This window comes from Paenibacillus nuruki (assembly GCF_963311185.1).
GTDB lineage: Bacteria > Bacillota > Bacilli > Paenibacillales > Paenibacillaceae > Saccharibacillus > Saccharibacillus nuruki.
This window is the reverse complement of the sequence record NZ_OY725677.1, coordinates 3123623-3140866: the sequence shown is the minus strand read 5'-3', so window position 1 is coordinate 3140866 and position 17244 is coordinate 3123623. Positions and strand designations below refer to the sequence as shown.

10 protein-coding genes are annotated in these 17244 nt (G+C 39.8%); 7 read left to right on the top strand and 3 right to left on the bottom strand.

Annotated elements, in window-relative coordinates; genetic code table 11:
- Nucleotides 1–349 precede the first annotated feature (349 nt).
- The 7 genes from RCP16_RS14030 (at nucleotide 350) to RCP16_RS14000 (ending at nucleotide 12344) form a co-directional block, all read left to right on the top strand.
- Nucleotides 350–1243: a carbohydrate ABC transporter permease gene (locus RCP16_RS14030; protein WP_137221071.1), complete on the top strand. Its 894-nt coding sequence runs from the start codon at nucleotides 350–352 to the stop codon at nucleotides 1241–1243.
- Between the two features lie 108 nt (nucleotides 1244–1351).
- Entirely contained in the window at nucleotides 1352–3022 is a 1671-nt protein-coding gene (locus RCP16_RS14025) for a type 2 periplasmic-binding domain-containing protein (RefSeq protein WP_308640579.1), read from the top strand.
- A 204-nt stretch (nucleotides 3023–3226) separates the two neighbouring features.
- Entirely contained in the window at nucleotides 3227–5152 is a 1926-nt protein-coding gene (locus RCP16_RS14020; protein ID WP_308640578.1) for a sensor histidine kinase, read from the top strand.
- A gap of 1 nt (nucleotide 5153) precedes the next feature.
- Nucleotides 5154–6728, top strand: coding sequence for a response regulator (locus RCP16_RS14015; RefSeq protein ID WP_308640577.1), 1575 nt, complete (start codon nucleotides 5154–5156; stop codon nucleotides 6726–6728).
- Nucleotides 6729–6861: 133 nt separating this feature from the next.
- On the top strand, nucleotides 6862–9717 hold the full coding sequence (locus RCP16_RS14010; RefSeq protein WP_308640576.1) for a CHASE3 domain-containing protein: 2856 nt from the start codon (nucleotides 6862–6864) through the stop codon (nucleotides 9715–9717).
- A 160-nt stretch (nucleotides 9718–9877) separates the two neighbouring features.
- On the top strand, nucleotides 9878–10783 hold the full coding sequence (locus tag RCP16_RS14005; RefSeq protein WP_308640575.1) for a hypothetical protein: 906 nt from the start codon (nucleotides 9878–9880) through the stop codon (nucleotides 10781–10783).
- 262 nt (nucleotides 10784–11045) lie between these two features.
- Complete coding sequence (locus RCP16_RS14000; protein ID WP_308640574.1) at nucleotides 11046–12344, top strand: hypothetical protein; 1299 nt, start codon at nucleotides 11046–11048, stop codon at nucleotides 12342–12344.
- A 106-nt stretch (nucleotides 12345–12450) separates the two neighbouring features.
- Here RCP16_RS14000 and RCP16_RS13995 read toward each other — a convergent pair whose 3' ends face one another.
- From RCP16_RS13995 to RCP16_RS13985, 3 genes are all read right to left on the bottom strand, one after another.
- Nucleotides 12451–14268: an ABC transporter ATP-binding protein gene (locus RCP16_RS13995; RefSeq protein WP_308640573.1), complete on the bottom strand. Its 1818-nt coding sequence runs from the start codon at nucleotides 14266–14268 to the stop codon at nucleotides 12451–12453.
- A complete protein-coding gene (locus tag RCP16_RS13990) occupies nucleotides 14265–16004 on the bottom strand; it encodes an ABC transporter ATP-binding protein (RefSeq protein WP_069327835.1) in 1740 nt (579 codons plus the stop codon). Before RCP16_RS13990 ends, RCP16_RS13995 begins: the two co-directional genes overlap by 4 nt.
- 69 nt (nucleotides 16005–16073) lie before the next feature.
- The gene (locus RCP16_RS13985; protein WP_308640572.1) at nucleotides 16074–17192 is read right to left on the bottom strand and encodes a GNAT family N-acetyltransferase; all 1119 of its coding nucleotides are present in this window, start codon (nucleotides 17190–17192) and stop codon (nucleotides 16074–16076) included.
- Nucleotides 17193–17244 lie beyond the last annotated feature (52 nt).

Here is a 17244-nt window from a genome sequence, read left to right as displayed (position 1 = left end):
GCTGTTAAGAATGAATATTTTGATCCCTGCTTTAGCAGTAAATATTCATTCTTAAAGGCGATCGTTTCACTCTTTCAGAACACCCTATTCTCGCCGCTAAAGCTACCCTGAGTGGGGGGCGGCAGGAAAGATTAGTTAGTTTAACTGCCTTCACTGCTGCAATGATTTAGCTATGAGTTTTTAAGTTGCTAATCCCCTAACCTAAGCTTTTGCAAGAAGCATAATTTTTTGATCTAACGAATTTGATCTATTGCCTTTAAATTCTTGTATTTAATCTCTAATCTCAAAAATGGTTTAAAAGAAAGTGCGCCTGAAAGACCCCTCACTCTAATGATGAAGGAGAATGATGATGATTAGTCTAAAAGCAGATCGTAAAACGCGTGGTGAAGCGGTTTTTGATACATTGAATACAGTGTTGATGGTGTTGATTTGTTTTGTCACGCTGTATCCGATCTGGTATGTGTTAGTGAATGCATTGAATGAAGGAACCGATGCCATGCGTGGTGGCATTTACTGGTGGCCACGGATCTTTAGTCTTGAAAGTTTTAAAGCTGTATTCCAAAGTCCCGGTATTATGCAAGCCATGTGGATTACCGTCGCCAAAACATTGATCGGTACAGCAATTCATGTGTTTTTCACAGCAATGGTGGCATACGCTTTGTCTCGAAAAGGATTGATTGGAGGCAAAATTTATATCTGGATCGGAACGATTACTTTATTTTTTAGCGGTGGATTGATTCCTACCTTTTTGTTAATGAAAGATCTACAGTTGTTAGATAATTTTCTGGTCTATATTATTCCAGCGATGTTTAGCTTTTTCGATCTTATTATCTTTATGACCTTTTTCCGTGAAATTCCAGAAGGATTGGAAGAAGCTGCACGGATCGATGGTGCGAACGATTGGTCGATCTTTTTACGGGTCGTGTTACCTGTATCCATGCCTGTTATTGCAACGATCGCTTTGTTTCATGGAGTATTCCAATGGAATGACTATTTCACAGGGATGATCTATATGAATGATACTAATCTGCAACCTATTCAGACGTATCTGTACCGTGTGGTAGCCGAATCCAGTTCGAACCAGATGCTAGCGGCTGTACCGGGAGGGATTACGCGTTCAGTCACTTCACAGTCGATTAAGCTAGCGACCATGGTAGTAACAACAATGCCAATCGTATTCGTTTATCCATTTTTACAAAAATATTTTGTTAAAGGGATGATGATTGGCTCGATCAAAGGTTGAGTTCACTTGTATACCAAGTAAACAACTCCATCTGCAATCCCATATTTTGTATTCACTGTATGAAGCATAAATAGTACATTCTAAAAAAAGAAAAGGGGTATATCTCGGATGAAAGAAAATATAACTCATCGCAAATGGTACAAACCGGCACTGATGTTAACCCTAGCAAGCATGATGATGTTCACTACAGCTTGTTCTTACTTTGGTGGCGGAAGTAAAAGTGCATCGGAACAAAGCAATACACCGGTCAAAGCCGCTTCAGCCAACGAACCGGGCTGGAAAGTGGATACATCACCAATAACATTTGATTGGTATATGAACTTCTCCTGGTACACAGGAAGTGACTGGGGAACCGATCCTACCAGCCAATATGTAACCAAGAAAACAGGAGTAAGCTTGAAATTTATTGTGCCTGCGGGTAATGAAAATGAAAAGCTGAATACAATGATTGCTTCTGGTAAATTGCCTGACTTTATTACATTGGGTTGGGGTGAAGATGCTGTTAAAAAAATGATCGAAGGTAAATTGGTATTGCCACTCAATGAGTTAGCAGACCAGTATGATCCATACTTCTACAAAGTAACCGATCCAGCCAAATTAGCATGGTATACACAGCCAGATGGTAATGTGTATGGTTATCCGAATGCGTCTTCTTCTCCGGCGGACTTTGCGAAATACGGTAAAAACTATCTATCAAATCAAGTATTTGTCGTACGCAAAGATATGTATGAAGCACTTGGTAAGCCAGATATGCGTACACCGGAAGGCTTTTTGAAAGCGCTCAATATGGCAAAAGAAAAGTTCCCAGAAGTGAACGGACAGCCATTAATTCCACTAGGCTTACATGAGTTTACCGAAAATGGAAATTACTCATTAGAAGGATATTTACAGAATTTCTTAGCGATCCCGATGGAAAAAGACGGCAAGTTGTATGATCGTACCACCGATCCTGAATATTTACGCTGGCTCAAAACATTCCGTCAAGCGAATCAAGATGGATTACTATCCAAAGATATCTTTATCGACAAACGTTCTCAAATGGAAGAAAAAATTGCGCAAGGGCGTTACTTTGCAATGTTGTATCAACGTAGTGATTTCAATACACAACAAAATGCGTTATATGCCAAAGATCCAAATTCAGTCTATATTGCAGTCGATGGACCTTCTGATTCCAAATTAGATCAACCAATTTTATCAGGGCCTGTTATCTCAGGATGGACAGTAACCCTAATCTCCAAAAATGTAAAAGATAAAGCACGTGCTATCCGTTTCCTTGAATACATGATCAGTGAAGAAGGACAGAAAGATTTGTATTTAGGTGAAAAAGGAGTCACATACGATACAGTCGATGGCAAAGATCAATTTAAGCCTGAAGTGCTGAAATCACTGAATACCGATCGTTCAGAATTTGATACCAAGTATGGTGCTTCTCATAAATACTGGATGCAAATGAATACGAATATTACAGATCAATGGAAACCGGAAAGTGTAGCTCCATTCAAACAAATGGAAGACTGGACAAAAGGCAAAACGGTCAGTTCATCTGAATTCGATCAATTGAATCCAACCGGTAATTCACCTGAAGGGATTATCAATACCAAAATCTCACAACTGTGGGGTAAAACATTACCTAAATTACTATTGGCTTCTTCAGACAGTGAATTTGACCAGTTGTTTAATGAGTATCTAAGCAAACGTGAAGCAGATGGATTAGCGAAAGTTCAAGCGTATCAACAAACCGAATATGAGAAAAATAAAGCCAAACTAGAAGCGCAGTAACTTATATTTCCAACATGAAAAGCGAATAGAATTATAAACCAAGGGACTTGAGCAGAGCATCTTCTGTGAAAGTCCCTTTTTCTACACAATTTTCCAGTCAATTCGGGTACAATAGAATACATAGTTTAACCGCTTACATTTTTTGATAAAGAGACATATTTTTGGAGCTCAATGGATAGGGAGGAATAGCTTACGTTTCGTCAGATGCTACAGCCTTTTTTGCGCTGGATCAATAATCTTTCTTTGCAAAGTCGATTAATCGGCACATATATTATTGTCATTTTATTACCCACTACAGCGGTATCCCTTTATTTCTATAATCAAGTGAATGAGACCTATATTCAAGATACACGGCTCAAAAGTATAGATGCATTGCAAAATGAAAAGCAAGTATTGCTTACACAGATTGAGACGATGGAACGGGCAGCACAATTAGCGTTATCCGATCAGGAAGTGATTCAATATCTGGCAAGTAATCATGATACACCTACCGCTGAGTTGATCGAATTTAATAACAGTTCGTATGCTAATCTAGCACAGATTGGGATCAATAATCCGTCTATTTTGCATCTGCGATTGTATAGCGATAATGATCATACGTATGAAATGTGGCCGATCTTTTTTAAAGAGACAAGGGTCTGGGATGAGCCGTGGTATAAGCTGGCTCGAACACTCGGAGATCGAGAAGGTTGGTATGTACAACGCCAGAATTTGTTACCCCGTTCGACTCGCTTTATGGTGCCTGAACTGGACCCACCTAAGGTCTCTCTTTTACGAGAAATTCAAGTCCCGAAAGGTCATCATGCGGGTATTGTACAGATTGATATGTTGTTAGCTAATTTTGCTCCACGTACATTTGGTGCATTACAAGAAGATGAATCGCAAATGTTATTACTGGATGCAGGTGGCGGGTATATTCCTCCTTCGAGTAAGGATCAGCAGTATACCTTTCCTTTACAACAATGGTTAACAGCTAACCATACAGAGCAGAATGAGACTCGTTCTTATCAAGCCGATACGGCAGCTATAGCAGATCAGGAATTATCTTCGATACGGTATACGTATCAAGGAACCGCTTATTTAGCCACATCAACTAGCATTGATCGGTTGGGTGCTCAGTTGGTGCATATTGTATCGTTAGAAAAAGTATTGCAAGACACAAGACGTGCACGTAACGGAATTGTCCTCCTCAATATCGGATTTATTTTACTGGTATCTCTGATTACGTATCTAGCCAACACCTTTATTCTCAAAAATCTGCGGTTATTAACAGCAGCGATGAAAAAGGTACGTCGTGGTGAACTGCATCATGGAGTGGAAGTAGATGGTGGTGGAGAGATTGGCGAATTAGCCTACCATTTCAATCGAATGACTCTCACAATCAATGAATTAATCGCGCAAGCTGTCAGTAAGCAAGCCTTAATGAAAGAAGCAGAGTTACGCACATTGTACAGTCAGATTGATGCTCATTTTTTGTACAATACGCTTGAAAATATCAAAATGTTAGCTGAAATTGAAGATCAACGCCAAATCTCAGATGCGTTAACCTCTCTTGGCGGTATGATGCGCTATAACTTCAAATGGTCAGGTGAATATGTGAAGTTGAGTGAAGAAGTACGGCATATTCGCAATTATATCGAAGTGATGAATATACGATTTGAAGAACCGGTACGATTGGAATTAAATATTCCAGAACCCTTATTAGAACTGGAAATCTTAAAAATGTCGTTACAACCGTTAGTCGAAAATGCATTCAAACATGCATGGAATGAAGAAGAGGATATGGAACGTTGCTTATTGATCGAAGTCGCTGCCACACCTGATCGAGTCATTACAGTGATTGTTCAAGATAATGGTAGTGGCATGGATGCTCCACAATTAGAAGCGTTGCAACAATGGATCTATGTTCCAGACGAACCGGACCATCATCATATTAGCAACAGTTATCCAACCAATGCGCCCAAAGAACAGCAATTACGCAAAGGCGGAATTGGTCTACGCAATGTTCAGAGACGACTGGCTTTATTTTATGGAGAAGATTATGGATTACAGATTACAAGTACGGTAGGGGAAGGGACAAGAGTCACTTTACGATTTCCCAAAGTACTGCTGACAGGAGGAGAATCATAAGATGATACAGCTATTAATCGTAGATGATGAACGGAATATTAGACAAGGACTGCAAGTGATGATTGAACGGGAGTTCCCTAACCATTATGAGTGTATTCATGCCCGTCAGGGTCAAGAAGCATTGGATAAAGTGATGCAGATGTCTATTGATATTGTGATTACTGATATTCGGATGCCTGTTATGGATGGTGTGCAATTTTTGGAACAAATGCGTGGTCTGGATAGATCGATTGTAGCGACTCAACCGTATGTTATTGTACTGAGTGGATATGATGATTTTGAGTATGCCAAAGCCGCTATTCGGTATCAGGTTAGCGAATATTTACTGAAGCCAATTCGGCGTGAAGACTTATTTGATGCGTTGCACCGACTGGAAGAAGAGTTAGAAAAGCGTGATCTAGTGTCTCTTCGTCTGGCTGAAGTGGAACAGTATCATTTGCAAAAAGATCAAGAACGATTACAACGTCTGTTGTACACCTCTGAAAATGATCTAACTCTTCTTTCTGAAGTAGCAGAGGGGCTTGTATTACCAGAGCATTATCTTGTATGTGTATTTCAGTATAAAAATAAAGAAGGTACCTCTATTTCTCGAGAGGAGCTAGGTGTACTGGTCAGTCGATTGTGCTCCAGTTCATCCATTCAGTATGTCGCCCAGTTATATGATCGTGAAGATCGCTTAGTCTGGCTGATTCCAACCAGTGAAGTTCATGCGTTAGAACAATTGGCTGAACTTGCTGCACAACGGGAAGTGGAAGGATTATTGATCGGTGTAAGTAAACAAGGCAGTCTATTGCAACATATTCCTCATTATTATGATCAAGCCTGTCAGGCACTTAATTATGGATTTCTTCATCCCGGTGTTTATTTGATCCGTTATTCATTGATTCAGCAGACTTTTTCGACATGGAGTGTTCCTGAAGAAGAGATCCGTTTGTTAGGTAATACGCTGGGGAGTGATCGTGATCCAGAGATTGAGCAACGACTGTATCAGATTTTTCGGATTCATGAACTTATCTATCTTCCTTTAGCTTATATTGAACAAGTAGCTCAGCAGATCAATGAGCAAGTCTTAGATGAGATTTTCAGACACTATGGAGAAGCTTCAGTTGAAGTATTGCGTCTTTATCGGCGTGTAGGCAACCTAAATCATTATCGTTACTTTCAGGATTATTTTCACGATCTGGAAAATGTATTGATCTGTCTGGATGATTATATCCGGCAATTACGCTTAATCCATACTCAACCTCAACATCTCAAAGAAGCCGTCCAATTTATTCATGCGCATTATGATCGTCCACTAAATATGGCGATTGTAAGCAATCATGTGTCGCTGAATTATTCTTATTTTAGTGAAGCATTCAAAGCTTATACCGGAGAAAGCTTTGTCGTTTATTTGAAAAAAGTACGTATTGCCAAAGCAAAATTGTTACTGATCGAGAGCTCTTGTCGATTAAACGAAATCAGTCAACAGGTCGGATTCGAGAGCAGTCGACACTTCTCCAAAGTATTTCGTGAGCTCGAAGGAATCACGCCTCAAGAATATCGGTCAAAGATGAATTTGCGTTCATTGATCTAATTTAGAAAGCCGATAATAAAAAATAATTGCATATGCAAGAAATAGATTCCTTTTCATTAAAGTTTGCAGTAAAATAATGAAGCGAGAACCGATTAGATTGCGGAATATGGAGTAGGTATTGGAGGTTTTACGATTGCCCAAGCGTGCAAATTGGAGTATTCGCACCAAAATTATTTCTGGGTATGTTGTGATTATTTTATGCGTAGGCGTTGTGTTATTGATGATGTCTGGACGTGTGAATCAATTAGAACAGGAAAATAGATATATAAATGATCATGATCTGGAAGTTCATAACTTAACCAATCTGATCGAAAAGCATGTGCTTGATATGGAGACAGGACAGCGCGGCTTTGCTTTGACCGGTGATGATAGTTATCTGGATCCCTACAATAATGGGGTTCTGCAATGGGAATCTGATTATAACAAGTTAGTCACTCTAGTGGAAGATAACGAATTGCAACGTAGCAATTTGACAACGATCAAGTCAGGTATAGAGAAATGGATTGAAGATGCTGGCGATCCTGTTCTACAGATGAGACGTAATAACGATGAAGCTGGAATTACGCAATTTTTCAAAGTCGATCCGGGTAAGCAACAGATTGATCGATTACGTAGTGAGTTAGAAGCTTTTCGAGTCACTGAAAAAGCACTCACAGATGCACGTATTGAAAGTATTGCTGCTAGCAATCAACGTTTATTTGTAGCGATGGTGACCTTGTGGATTGTGGTTGCGATTGTATCGTTGATAACAGCATGGGTGATTGCTCGCCAGATTGTACGAACATTACGCGATGTCACCGATACGATTCATGATATTGGTGAAGGTGGCGATCTGAACAAACGGATCACTATTCGTACCCGTGATGAGATTGCAGAACTGGGTACAGCGACCAATCAATTATTGGATCATGTCCAGCATGAGAATTGGATCAAAGACCAGATTGCGATTGCATCAACTCGTTTTCAAGAATCTGATCGTATAGAATCGCTATCTTCTGCATTACTAACCAAAATGAATAAATGGTTTGATGCTTCATATGGAGTGGTCTATTATGATAGCGAAAATGAAGAAGAAGGCTGGGTCAAAACAGCTTCATTTGCCGCACATCATACAGATATTGAATTAGGTGCAGCTTATATTACAGAAGGCGAAGGATTAGCAGGGCAATGTATTGTTGAAAAAAGAATGTTAACGTACAGTCCGCTTCCTAAAGGTTATGTTCAGATTAATTCAGGTCTGGGTAGTACCGAAGCCAAAGCTTTAGTAGCGGCTCCGATTATGTTTGAAGGTAAAGTACTAGCAGTTGTTGAAATTGCTTTTATCGAGCCAATGACGATCGAACAATCCGATTTATTTGAACATTTACTCAATATTTTTGCAGTAACGATGAATTCATTATTGATTCGTAAAAAGATTGAGCAGATGTATCATGATTCTCAGAATATGAACTATGAACTACAAGTTCAATCAGAAGAATTACAAGTCCAATCCGAAGAACTTCAGACCCAAGCAGATGAACTGCATATGCAGACTGAAGAATTACAGATGCTGAATGAACGTTTGGAACAAGGTAAGATGGCTGCGGAAAGCACAGCGATTGAACTGGATAAATATGCACAACAGCTACAAGTGAGCTCACGGTACAAATCAGAATTTCTGGCAAATATGTCTCATGAATTACGCACACCGCTTAATAGTATGCTAATTCTTTCACAAATTCTGTCTGAAAATAGCGCGAATACGTTAACAGAGAAAGAGCAAGAATATGCTTCGATTATTCATCATTCAGGTAAAGACTTGCTTAATCTGATCAACGATATTCTTGATCTATCCAAAGTGGAAGCCGGTAAAATGCATATTGAGATCGATCCAGTCAGCACTCAAGCGATTCCTGAACAAATGGAGCGTTATTTCAAAGAAGGTGCGGCATTGCGTGACCTTTACTTCGATATTGATGTGAAAGATAATGTGCCTGATCTGATCTACTCCGATGATATGCGTCTACAGCAAGTGCTTCGTAACTTATTATCCAATGCTTTCAAATTTACTGAAGTGGGCGGTGTCACGTTAACGATTGAGAAGTTAGATCGTGTACAGACGCAGGAATATCAATCGGATCAACCAATGATTGCTTTTGTTGTTCGTGATACAGGTATAGGCATTTCACCTGAAAATAGCCGCTTAATCTTTGAAGCCTTTAGACAAGCTGATGGAGCTACCGCTCGCAAATATGGTGGTACAGGATTAGGATTGTCGATTTCCTCACAATTGGCTCATTTGTTAGGCGGAGAGATTACATTGGAAAGTCAGGTGGGTGAAGGTAGTACCTTTACGTTCTATATTCCTTGTTTGGAGTCGGATCCTAATGATGAGAGTGAATTGTTTACAGTAGCAGAGCCGATCAGTCACACCGTCTTTTTTGAAAAAGAGTCGCTGAATGTTATGGATACTGATTCGGATCTCAATCTACCGATTCAGTCAGCACGTCTAGCTGCATCATATGCTGAAACAGACCGCTTAGCTTTGCACGATAACGAAAATAAGATTAACCTGACTCCAACTGATCTCAATACAGAACAATATGAAGGTCTAGATGGTAAGAAAATTCTAATCGTTGATGATGATATTCGGAATGTGTATGCTTTAACAAGTCTGTTAGAGCGTCATAGTGTTAATATCCTGATTTCCCAAAATGGTCGAGATGCTCTGGAAATTTTGCATATGACACAGGATATTGATCTCATTCTGATGGATATTATGATGCCACAATTAGATGGGTATGAGACGATGCGTACGATTCGTAATCTGTATGGATATGCGCAGGTGCCGATTATTGTACTCACTGCCAAAGCAATGAAAGAAGATCGTGAAAAAGCAATTCAAGCCGGAGCTTCAGATTACATGAGTAAGCCACTGGAAATGCAACAAGTATTGCTTCGTATCGAGCATTGGCTAGGCAAAACGCAGAATGATTATTTTACAACATAAATAGTATCCAAAAAGATACTTTCCAAAAGGAAAGTATCTTTTTGCGTTTGGGTCTTAATACCCTTGTCGAAAAGTATAATTAATAGTAAATTTGAACTATTAATAATGCTAACTAACTTAATAAAAAAAGGGAGTTATTTCAAAAAAAGGAGTACGAATGATGAACATTTCTTCATCTACAGGCTATGCGGGAGCTAGTAATCCCGGATACAACGCATCAGCTAGCCAAGACTCGGTTAACAAGCCCTCTGGATCGTTACCCAAAACAGATCATGATGTCAAAACCTCAGCCTTACCAACCAGCGAAAAAAGTCTCCAAGAACAGCAATTAGAAGAAACCAAGCAATACAAAAAAGAAGATCAGCAAAAAGAATTAAAAAAACAGGAAGCTGATCAATTTTTTGAAAAGCAACAAAAGAAACAAGAAGAAATCAACAAAATGGCTTATGAGATGTTAGCCAATCAGGGGATTGCACAGATCGGCATTGATAATCAGCTAGCATTGAATAAAGACAATTATGAAGATACGGTCAAACATCTTGTCGCCAAAGGTTTTCAAATAGAAACCGATGAGCAAAAATTAACGATTAGCTCTCAACTCCATCAACTCAAGCTCGAGATTAGCAAAGAATCGTATAATCAATATGTCAAAACAGTATATGGCAAAGAAATAGCAGAAGCGTATACCGATATCGAAGATTCGCCTGCTCCTGTCTATCCAGAGAACTCGGTAGCCGAAACTAAAGCTACATCAATACCATCCGAACCAAGTCATTCATCTCCTTCACCGACAACACAGACCGAACACTCAACTTCTCAATCCACTTCATCAACTACTACCAACAGCACAGTTACACCAGATCCTGTTTCTTCCTCAGATCCAACACCTGTAACCAATAACAACAATAGTTCTACAACGGGAACCACCAACAGCTCTAATAATAGTAATTCTAGTACTTCCGCAAACGGATCGTCTGGAAGTCATACAACATCATCAGGTCCTTCATCGTCCACTAACAATGGAAATACCATTGGAGCTATTTTGACTGGTGGATTAGTGAAATAAAATAATGTAAAAGATCTTATTCGAATAGTCATGTCGAATAAGATCTTTTTTTGTAGAACGGTTAATATTCGACAAAATTCGATTACAAATTATGGAATTTTTTAAAAATTATAGTTCAAATTACCCTTGCTAACTAAGTCGTTAAACAGTAAATTATTACTATACTAATTTGGATAAATATTACTATTATGTTTTTGGAATGGAAAGAAGATACTCGCCGCTCGCTGGTTAATAAATATCAATATGTGAAGGAGACTGCCTTATGAATATTACATCTAATGCGAGTTACTCTTCGACGGCTAGCCAGAATTCATACTACTCCTCGTCCTCTAATGATTCTACAACTAGAGCTACAGCTAGCACTGTGAAAAGTCCTGTTACTACTAATTCTGCTACAACAGATAACAATCGTCCGGATAAAACGCCAGCAGAGCAAAAGATAGAAAGTAACAAAGAATACAAAAAAGAATTACACCAAAAAGAAACAAAAGATAAAGAATTGGATGAATTTTTTGATAACCAACAAGAGCGTAAACAAGAAATACACAAACAAGTTCATGAAGCTTTATCCAATAATAGCTTTTACCAATTAGGTGCTCAAAACGGAATGGCACTGACTAAAGAAAATATGGACGAAACGATGAAGAATTTGTTTAACAAAGGATTCAAAGTGGATTCCACTGAAGATAAAATGACGCTGACTTCTAAAGTGCATCAGATGAAAATGGAAATTAGCAAAAATGCATATGATAAATATGTAGAAGCGGTCTACGGACAATTGAATCCTGTAGCAGACCAAGGTGCCAAACCTAAAGCAGATCCTTCTATCATTAAAACAGGTATATATGCGCCGCCTGCAACGATGGTTAAGCCCGTATTAACCACAGTAGGTAATGTTACAGGACAGACGCCAACACCAGTACAAGTAACAACACCGACACCAGCACCAGTGCAGACCGCAACACCGACACCAGCACCAGTGCAGACGCCAACACCGACGCCAGAGCCAGTAGCAACAACGCCAACACCAGTACAGACTACACCAACACCAACGCCGGTAGTAACAACACCGACGCCAGAGCCAGTAGCAACAACGCCAACACCAGTGCCAGTGCAGACTACACCAACGCCGGTAGTAACAACACCGACACCGGAGCCAGTGGCAACAACGCCAACACCAGTGCCAGTGCAGACTACACCAACACCAACGCCGGTAGTAACAACACCGACACCAACGCCAGTACAGACAACTGCACCAACAACCAATACAATCAGTACACCAGTGAGTACAACAACGAATACGACAACCAATAATACAACAACAAGTTCAACATCTGTTAATATTCCAATCACTGTACCTAATGTGATTACAGTCAATACATCTATTCCTTTAGTATCTGCACCGACAACATCAACAACAGCACCGTTGATATCGGTAACCAGTCCATTGTTAACGCCAAAACCATCGACTACTGTTGTCCCAACAACAACATCGACTAGCACAACAACGGCTCCTACAACAAGTACACCTACTAAGAATCTACTTGGACTTTTGAAATAATGGGTAGTCTATGATAGAACAACGTAAAATCCCTTTGGTGCATACGGGATCAGGTCAAGACAGACCTTAATCTTGTAGGAGTATGCATCAAAGGGATTTATTTGTTTTAAGCTTGAATGACTTGCTGATTCGATTGTCTAGCATGAAGATATAATTTGGCATACGTTCCATGCTGAGCGACTAATTGAGCATGAGTTCCTTGCTCAATAATTTCGCCGTATTCCATGACCAGAATACGATCGGCATGCATGATCGTAGATAGACGGTGAGCGATTACAATCGTTGTGCGTCCATGGGATACAGTATCTAGCGCTTGCTGAACCAGTTGTTCGGTATGTGAATCTAGATTGGCTGTTGCTTCATCTAGAATCAATACTTTCGGACGGAACACTACGATACGGGCAAATGAAATCAATTGACGCTCACCTGCGGATAATCCACTTCCACGCTCGGATAGACGGGTATCATATTTTAACGGTAATCGTGTAATCATTTCATGCGCACCTACAAATTTACACGCTTCAATAACTTGTTCATCACTAATCTGTGGTTGGAACATTCGTACATTATCTATAATCGAACCGGAAAATAAAAACGGTTCTTGTTGAATTAATCCGACTATTCGGTGTAGTGTTTCTTGTGGCATATGTCGTAGATCAATATCATCAATCGTTACAGAGCCTTTATTCACATCGTAGAAACGGTTGAGTAGAGCAATCAATGTACTTTTACCAGCACCTGTTGTCCCAACAACCCCGATCATTTCGCCTGCTTGAATATGCAGATCTAGATGAGGAATCACCGTCTGATCTTTATCATATCCGAATGAAATATGATTGAAATCCACCTTGCCTTTGACTTTGTTTAGATCGACCGTCACTGCTTGTTCAGGTGCAGGATCTTGAATCTGTGGTTGAAGTTTGAGAATGCGCCAGATTCGATCCATTGAGACAGTGGTCGATTGAAATGTATTCCATTGCATCGTAATCTGGTTAATCGGTTGAAAAAACTGGCGAATATAACTGATAAAAGCGTATAAAACCCCGACTTCGATCTGCTTATTAAATACAGCCATACCTCCAAGCCAGACCATTAACACGAGTGCAATATTGCCCAAAATATCAAAGGTACGGTTAAAAAATACATTGGATTTTAATTGTTCCACATTAGCTTGCCAGTAATCAGCATTGTATTCATTAAATCGTTTTTTCTGTTCTTTTTCTTGATGGAAAATCTGGATTAAGCCCATGCCCGATAAGTTTTCTGCTGTAAATCCGACTAACTTGGATAAGCGGCTACGTGTATATTGATACACCTGTCGTAATTTTCCCCGGAACAAAATCGCTAGTGTGGCAATAACAGGTAACGTAATCATCGAATACCAGGCAAGTGTTGTATCCAGACGGAACATAAAGTAAATAATAAACACAAGCATCATACCATCACGAATCAGACTTAATAGTACTTGCGTGAAAAATTGGCTGATCGTCTCAGTATCACTCGATACATTGGTCACCAAGCCACCACTACTAGAGCGATCAAAGAAGCTCATCGGTAATTTGGTAATATGAGCGAATAGATCATTACGAATACTAGCTACAATATGTTGTCCTACATATTGCAACAGATTACTTTGTACATAAGAAAAGATAAAACTAACGACTGCGAGTCCAAGATAAATAGCCGCCATCCCTGTTAAAAAAGGCAAACCATTTTGTCCGGCAGCAATATGATCATCGATCACAATTTTGACCAGATACGGTTGTAACAGATCAGCCGCAATCGCCAGCATCGTGGCAAAGAAGATACCAACAAATGTCCAACGATGTGGACGAGCATACGCTAAAATGGCACGCAGTGCTTCATATCGGATCGGAGCGCTGGTGGATGTACTGGCTTTGGTCGTAGAAGATGTCTGGCTCATGCGCGCAACCCTTCTTCCTGTAATTGATACAAGGATGAATAGATGCCTTGTTGTTGCAACAATTGTTGATGGGTTCCTTGTTGTACAATCGTACCTTCGTCGAGCACGATAATCAGATCAGCATGTTTAACAGCACTGATTCGATGCGAAATAATCAAGTTCGTATATTGATCTCGTTCACGAATTAAGTTGTTCAGTATTCCTGTTTCGGTTACAGCATCAACAGCACTCATACTATCATCCAGAATTAGAATCGGCCCTTTTTTGACCAATCCACGAGCAAGACTGGTACGTTGACGTTGCCCACCGGATAAAGTGATACCACGCTCACCTAATTTGGTATCGAACCCTTCTGGGAAATTAGAGATTGGCTCATAGATCATCGCTTGTCGTGCATGATCTTCTACTTTTTCAAGCGGTGTATTCCGATCACTGAACGCAATATTATCTCGAATCGTCGTGCTGAATAAAAATCCATCTTGAGGTACATAAGCGATGCGAGAACGTAGACTTTGCAGTGAAATTTGCCGAATATCAGTGCCACCTAACCAGACGGTATTTTCAGGTGGATCGTAAAGGCGCAATAATAGCTTCACCAGTGTGCTTTTACCAGAACCTGTTTTGCCGACAATGCCTACTGTTTGTCCAGCTTCGATATGCAGGTTAATATCCGATAGGGCATAACGTTCACTGCCCGGATAAGCAAATGATAAATGTTCGATTTTGAGATCAGGGGTAGAAGCGAGCGGTTGCGCATCAGGATGATCTTCGATATCAGGCTTTTCGGCAAGTAAACGATTCACTCGATCCAAAGAAGCGCCTGAACGTTGCATCATATTGATCACGTTACCAATTTGTTGCAAAGGGCCTGACATAATGCGTAAATACAAAGTCAAAGCAATAAAGTTACCAATCGTAATCGTACCTTGAATCGTTAGATAACCTCCATATAGTAACGAAATAACTAACGACAATGCACCTAGAAAAGGGACAGCCGCTTGAAATAGAGATGACATTCGTACCAGATGCAACTGATTATCACGAATATGATTGACTGTTGTACCAAATCGCTGACGTGCCGTAGGTTCAATAGCAAAAGTCTTCGTCACTCGAATCCCGCTTAACTGTTCTTCTGCCGATTCTGTCATGACAGCTAACGATTCCTGTACATTTTGCGAGCGTTTGCGAATGCGTGGGCCAAAGTAAATCACTAGAAAAGGAATCCCCACCATCGGAACCACGCTCACCAGAATAAGATACAGTGGAATATGACTGAGTAACATCATCACAATACATGATAAAAATAGAAAAATAGCATTGGTGGTCATGGTCACACCATTCGAAATCGATTCACGTACCGAGTTCACATCATTGGTCATTGAGCTTAATAATTTACCTGTACCTTGTTTGGAAAAGTAATATTCACTTAGTGTAGAGAACTTGCTAAAAAGACTTTGACGCATTTCAAATTCGAATTTGCGTCCTAAGCGCATGACTGTGAATTGTCCAGCACCGAAAAAAAGATTATACATAATCCCAATTCCAGCTAATATCAGACTGTATTCAATAATCATTTGATACTGTATTCCACCATTCAGCAGAGCATCTGTAAATTGCCCCAGTACACGGGGAATTGCAGCCTGCCCGATATTAGACAGAATGATCAGACTGACAGCGAGTAGATAATATCGCCAATGCTTTTGGACATAATCAGTTAGAATACTCCGATCTTTCATATTTATATGTTCCTTCTTTCTTAAGCGGTATATCTTTTTACAACCCTTGAACTCTAATTGTTAAACAGTTCAGATAAAATATAATCCATATAGATAAGGTAAAGGGACAGTAGGGAAAGCCAAATTCATCTCAACGGTAAGTGTAGCAGCAGGATCAAAAAGCAGATCATACCATTCTTGCGCACTATTGAAAGGATAAGAAGCAGATGGTGTATGTAGTGCATAACCATTGTCTAATTGAACTTTGATATTATGAGCATTCAAAAAGTCGTGCACACCCGTCTGTTCTAAAAGAAGATCATGATCTATTACCAGCAAGGTACCGCCATTTTTCTCAATACTTACAGGAATATTTGCTTTAAGAAATAGATCGATTAATGATTTGTCTTGCCACGGAATACGAATGGTAAGAGAAGAGAGCTGATAATGAGTGATCGCGTCTACAAATAATTGATAGACCACTTCAGGATCACCACCATATTCAATCACACTACCGATTCGGGATGTTGCAGTATCTTCTTCATATGGAATAGACAAAATCACAAAACCAGCGACCTGATGATCAGCCGTCTCTGCGACTCGAATATGTTGTTGCTGTTTGTTAATATTAGCCATCGGGTGAGCAGCAATAAACTGCTGTAAATCGCCAAGCCCCCAACGAATATGAGCATATTGTGCTTGAATATGATGAGCAACAGCAAAAATATCCTGTGGTAAAAGATCACGATAACTTAAATGCAAACTAGCATCTGGTAATGTGCTAAAGGAAGCTGTAGATAATTCAAATACACTGATTTGTCCAAAGGGTACGCTTCCTACACGTGTATATAATGAACGATCTCCTGATATAAATAACACTGAAGCTCCAGCTGAACGTGCATGTTGTCTACACAACTCTAATAGCTGTCCAGCTAATCCTTGCCCGCGATAATCAGGATGAGTGCAGACTGCCCCGATCGAATAGGCGGATACTGTATATGTACCGGATTGAATCTGTACCGGAACCATTCCCATAAAAGAAACCAATACACCTTCCGGTGTAAATGCACCATAAGAGTGACTTATACCTGTCTGAAAAAGAGCAGGGAAAGAGGACTCCATATATCGATCTCCATCTGCGCAAAATACATCTTCTGCTAACAAAGCGGCTTGCTTCAGTTCATGTGTAAGAACACGTCTAATTTGCATATATTGCCCTCCTCGTGAGAATAATAGAGAAAAAGTAAGCCGAATAAATGAA

Coding starts and splice junctions, on each gene's coding strand:
- RCP16_RS13995 (WP_308640573.1), bottom strand. CDS start 14,268: ATGAGCCAGACATCTTCTACGACCAAAGCCAGTACATCCACCAGCGCT.
- RCP16_RS14000 (WP_308640574.1), top strand. CDS start 11,046: ATGAATATTACATCTAATGCGAGTTACTCTTCGACGGCTAGCCAGAAT.
- RCP16_RS13985 (WP_308640572.1), bottom strand. CDS start 17,192: ATGCAAATTAGACGTGTTCTTACACATGAACTGAAGCAAGCCGCTTTG.
- RCP16_RS14015 (WP_308640577.1), top strand. CDS start 5,154: ATGATACAGCTATTAATCGTAGATGATGAACGGAATATTAGACAAGGA.
- RCP16_RS14030 (WP_137221071.1), top strand. CDS start 350: ATGATTAGTCTAAAAGCAGATCGTAAAACGCGTGGTGAAGCGGTTTTT.
- RCP16_RS13990 (WP_069327835.1), bottom strand. CDS start 16,004: ATGAAAGATCGGAGTATTCTAACTGATTATGTCCAAAAGCATTGGCGA.
- RCP16_RS14025 (WP_308640579.1), top strand. CDS start 1,352: ATGAAAGAAAATATAACTCATCGCAAATGGTACAAACCGGCACTGATG.
- RCP16_RS14020 (WP_308640578.1), top strand. CDS start 3,227: ATGCTACAGCCTTTTTTGCGCTGGATCAATAATCTTTCTTTGCAAAGT.
- RCP16_RS14005 (WP_308640575.1), top strand. CDS start 9,878: ATGAACATTTCTTCATCTACAGGCTATGCGGGAGCTAGTAATCCCGGA.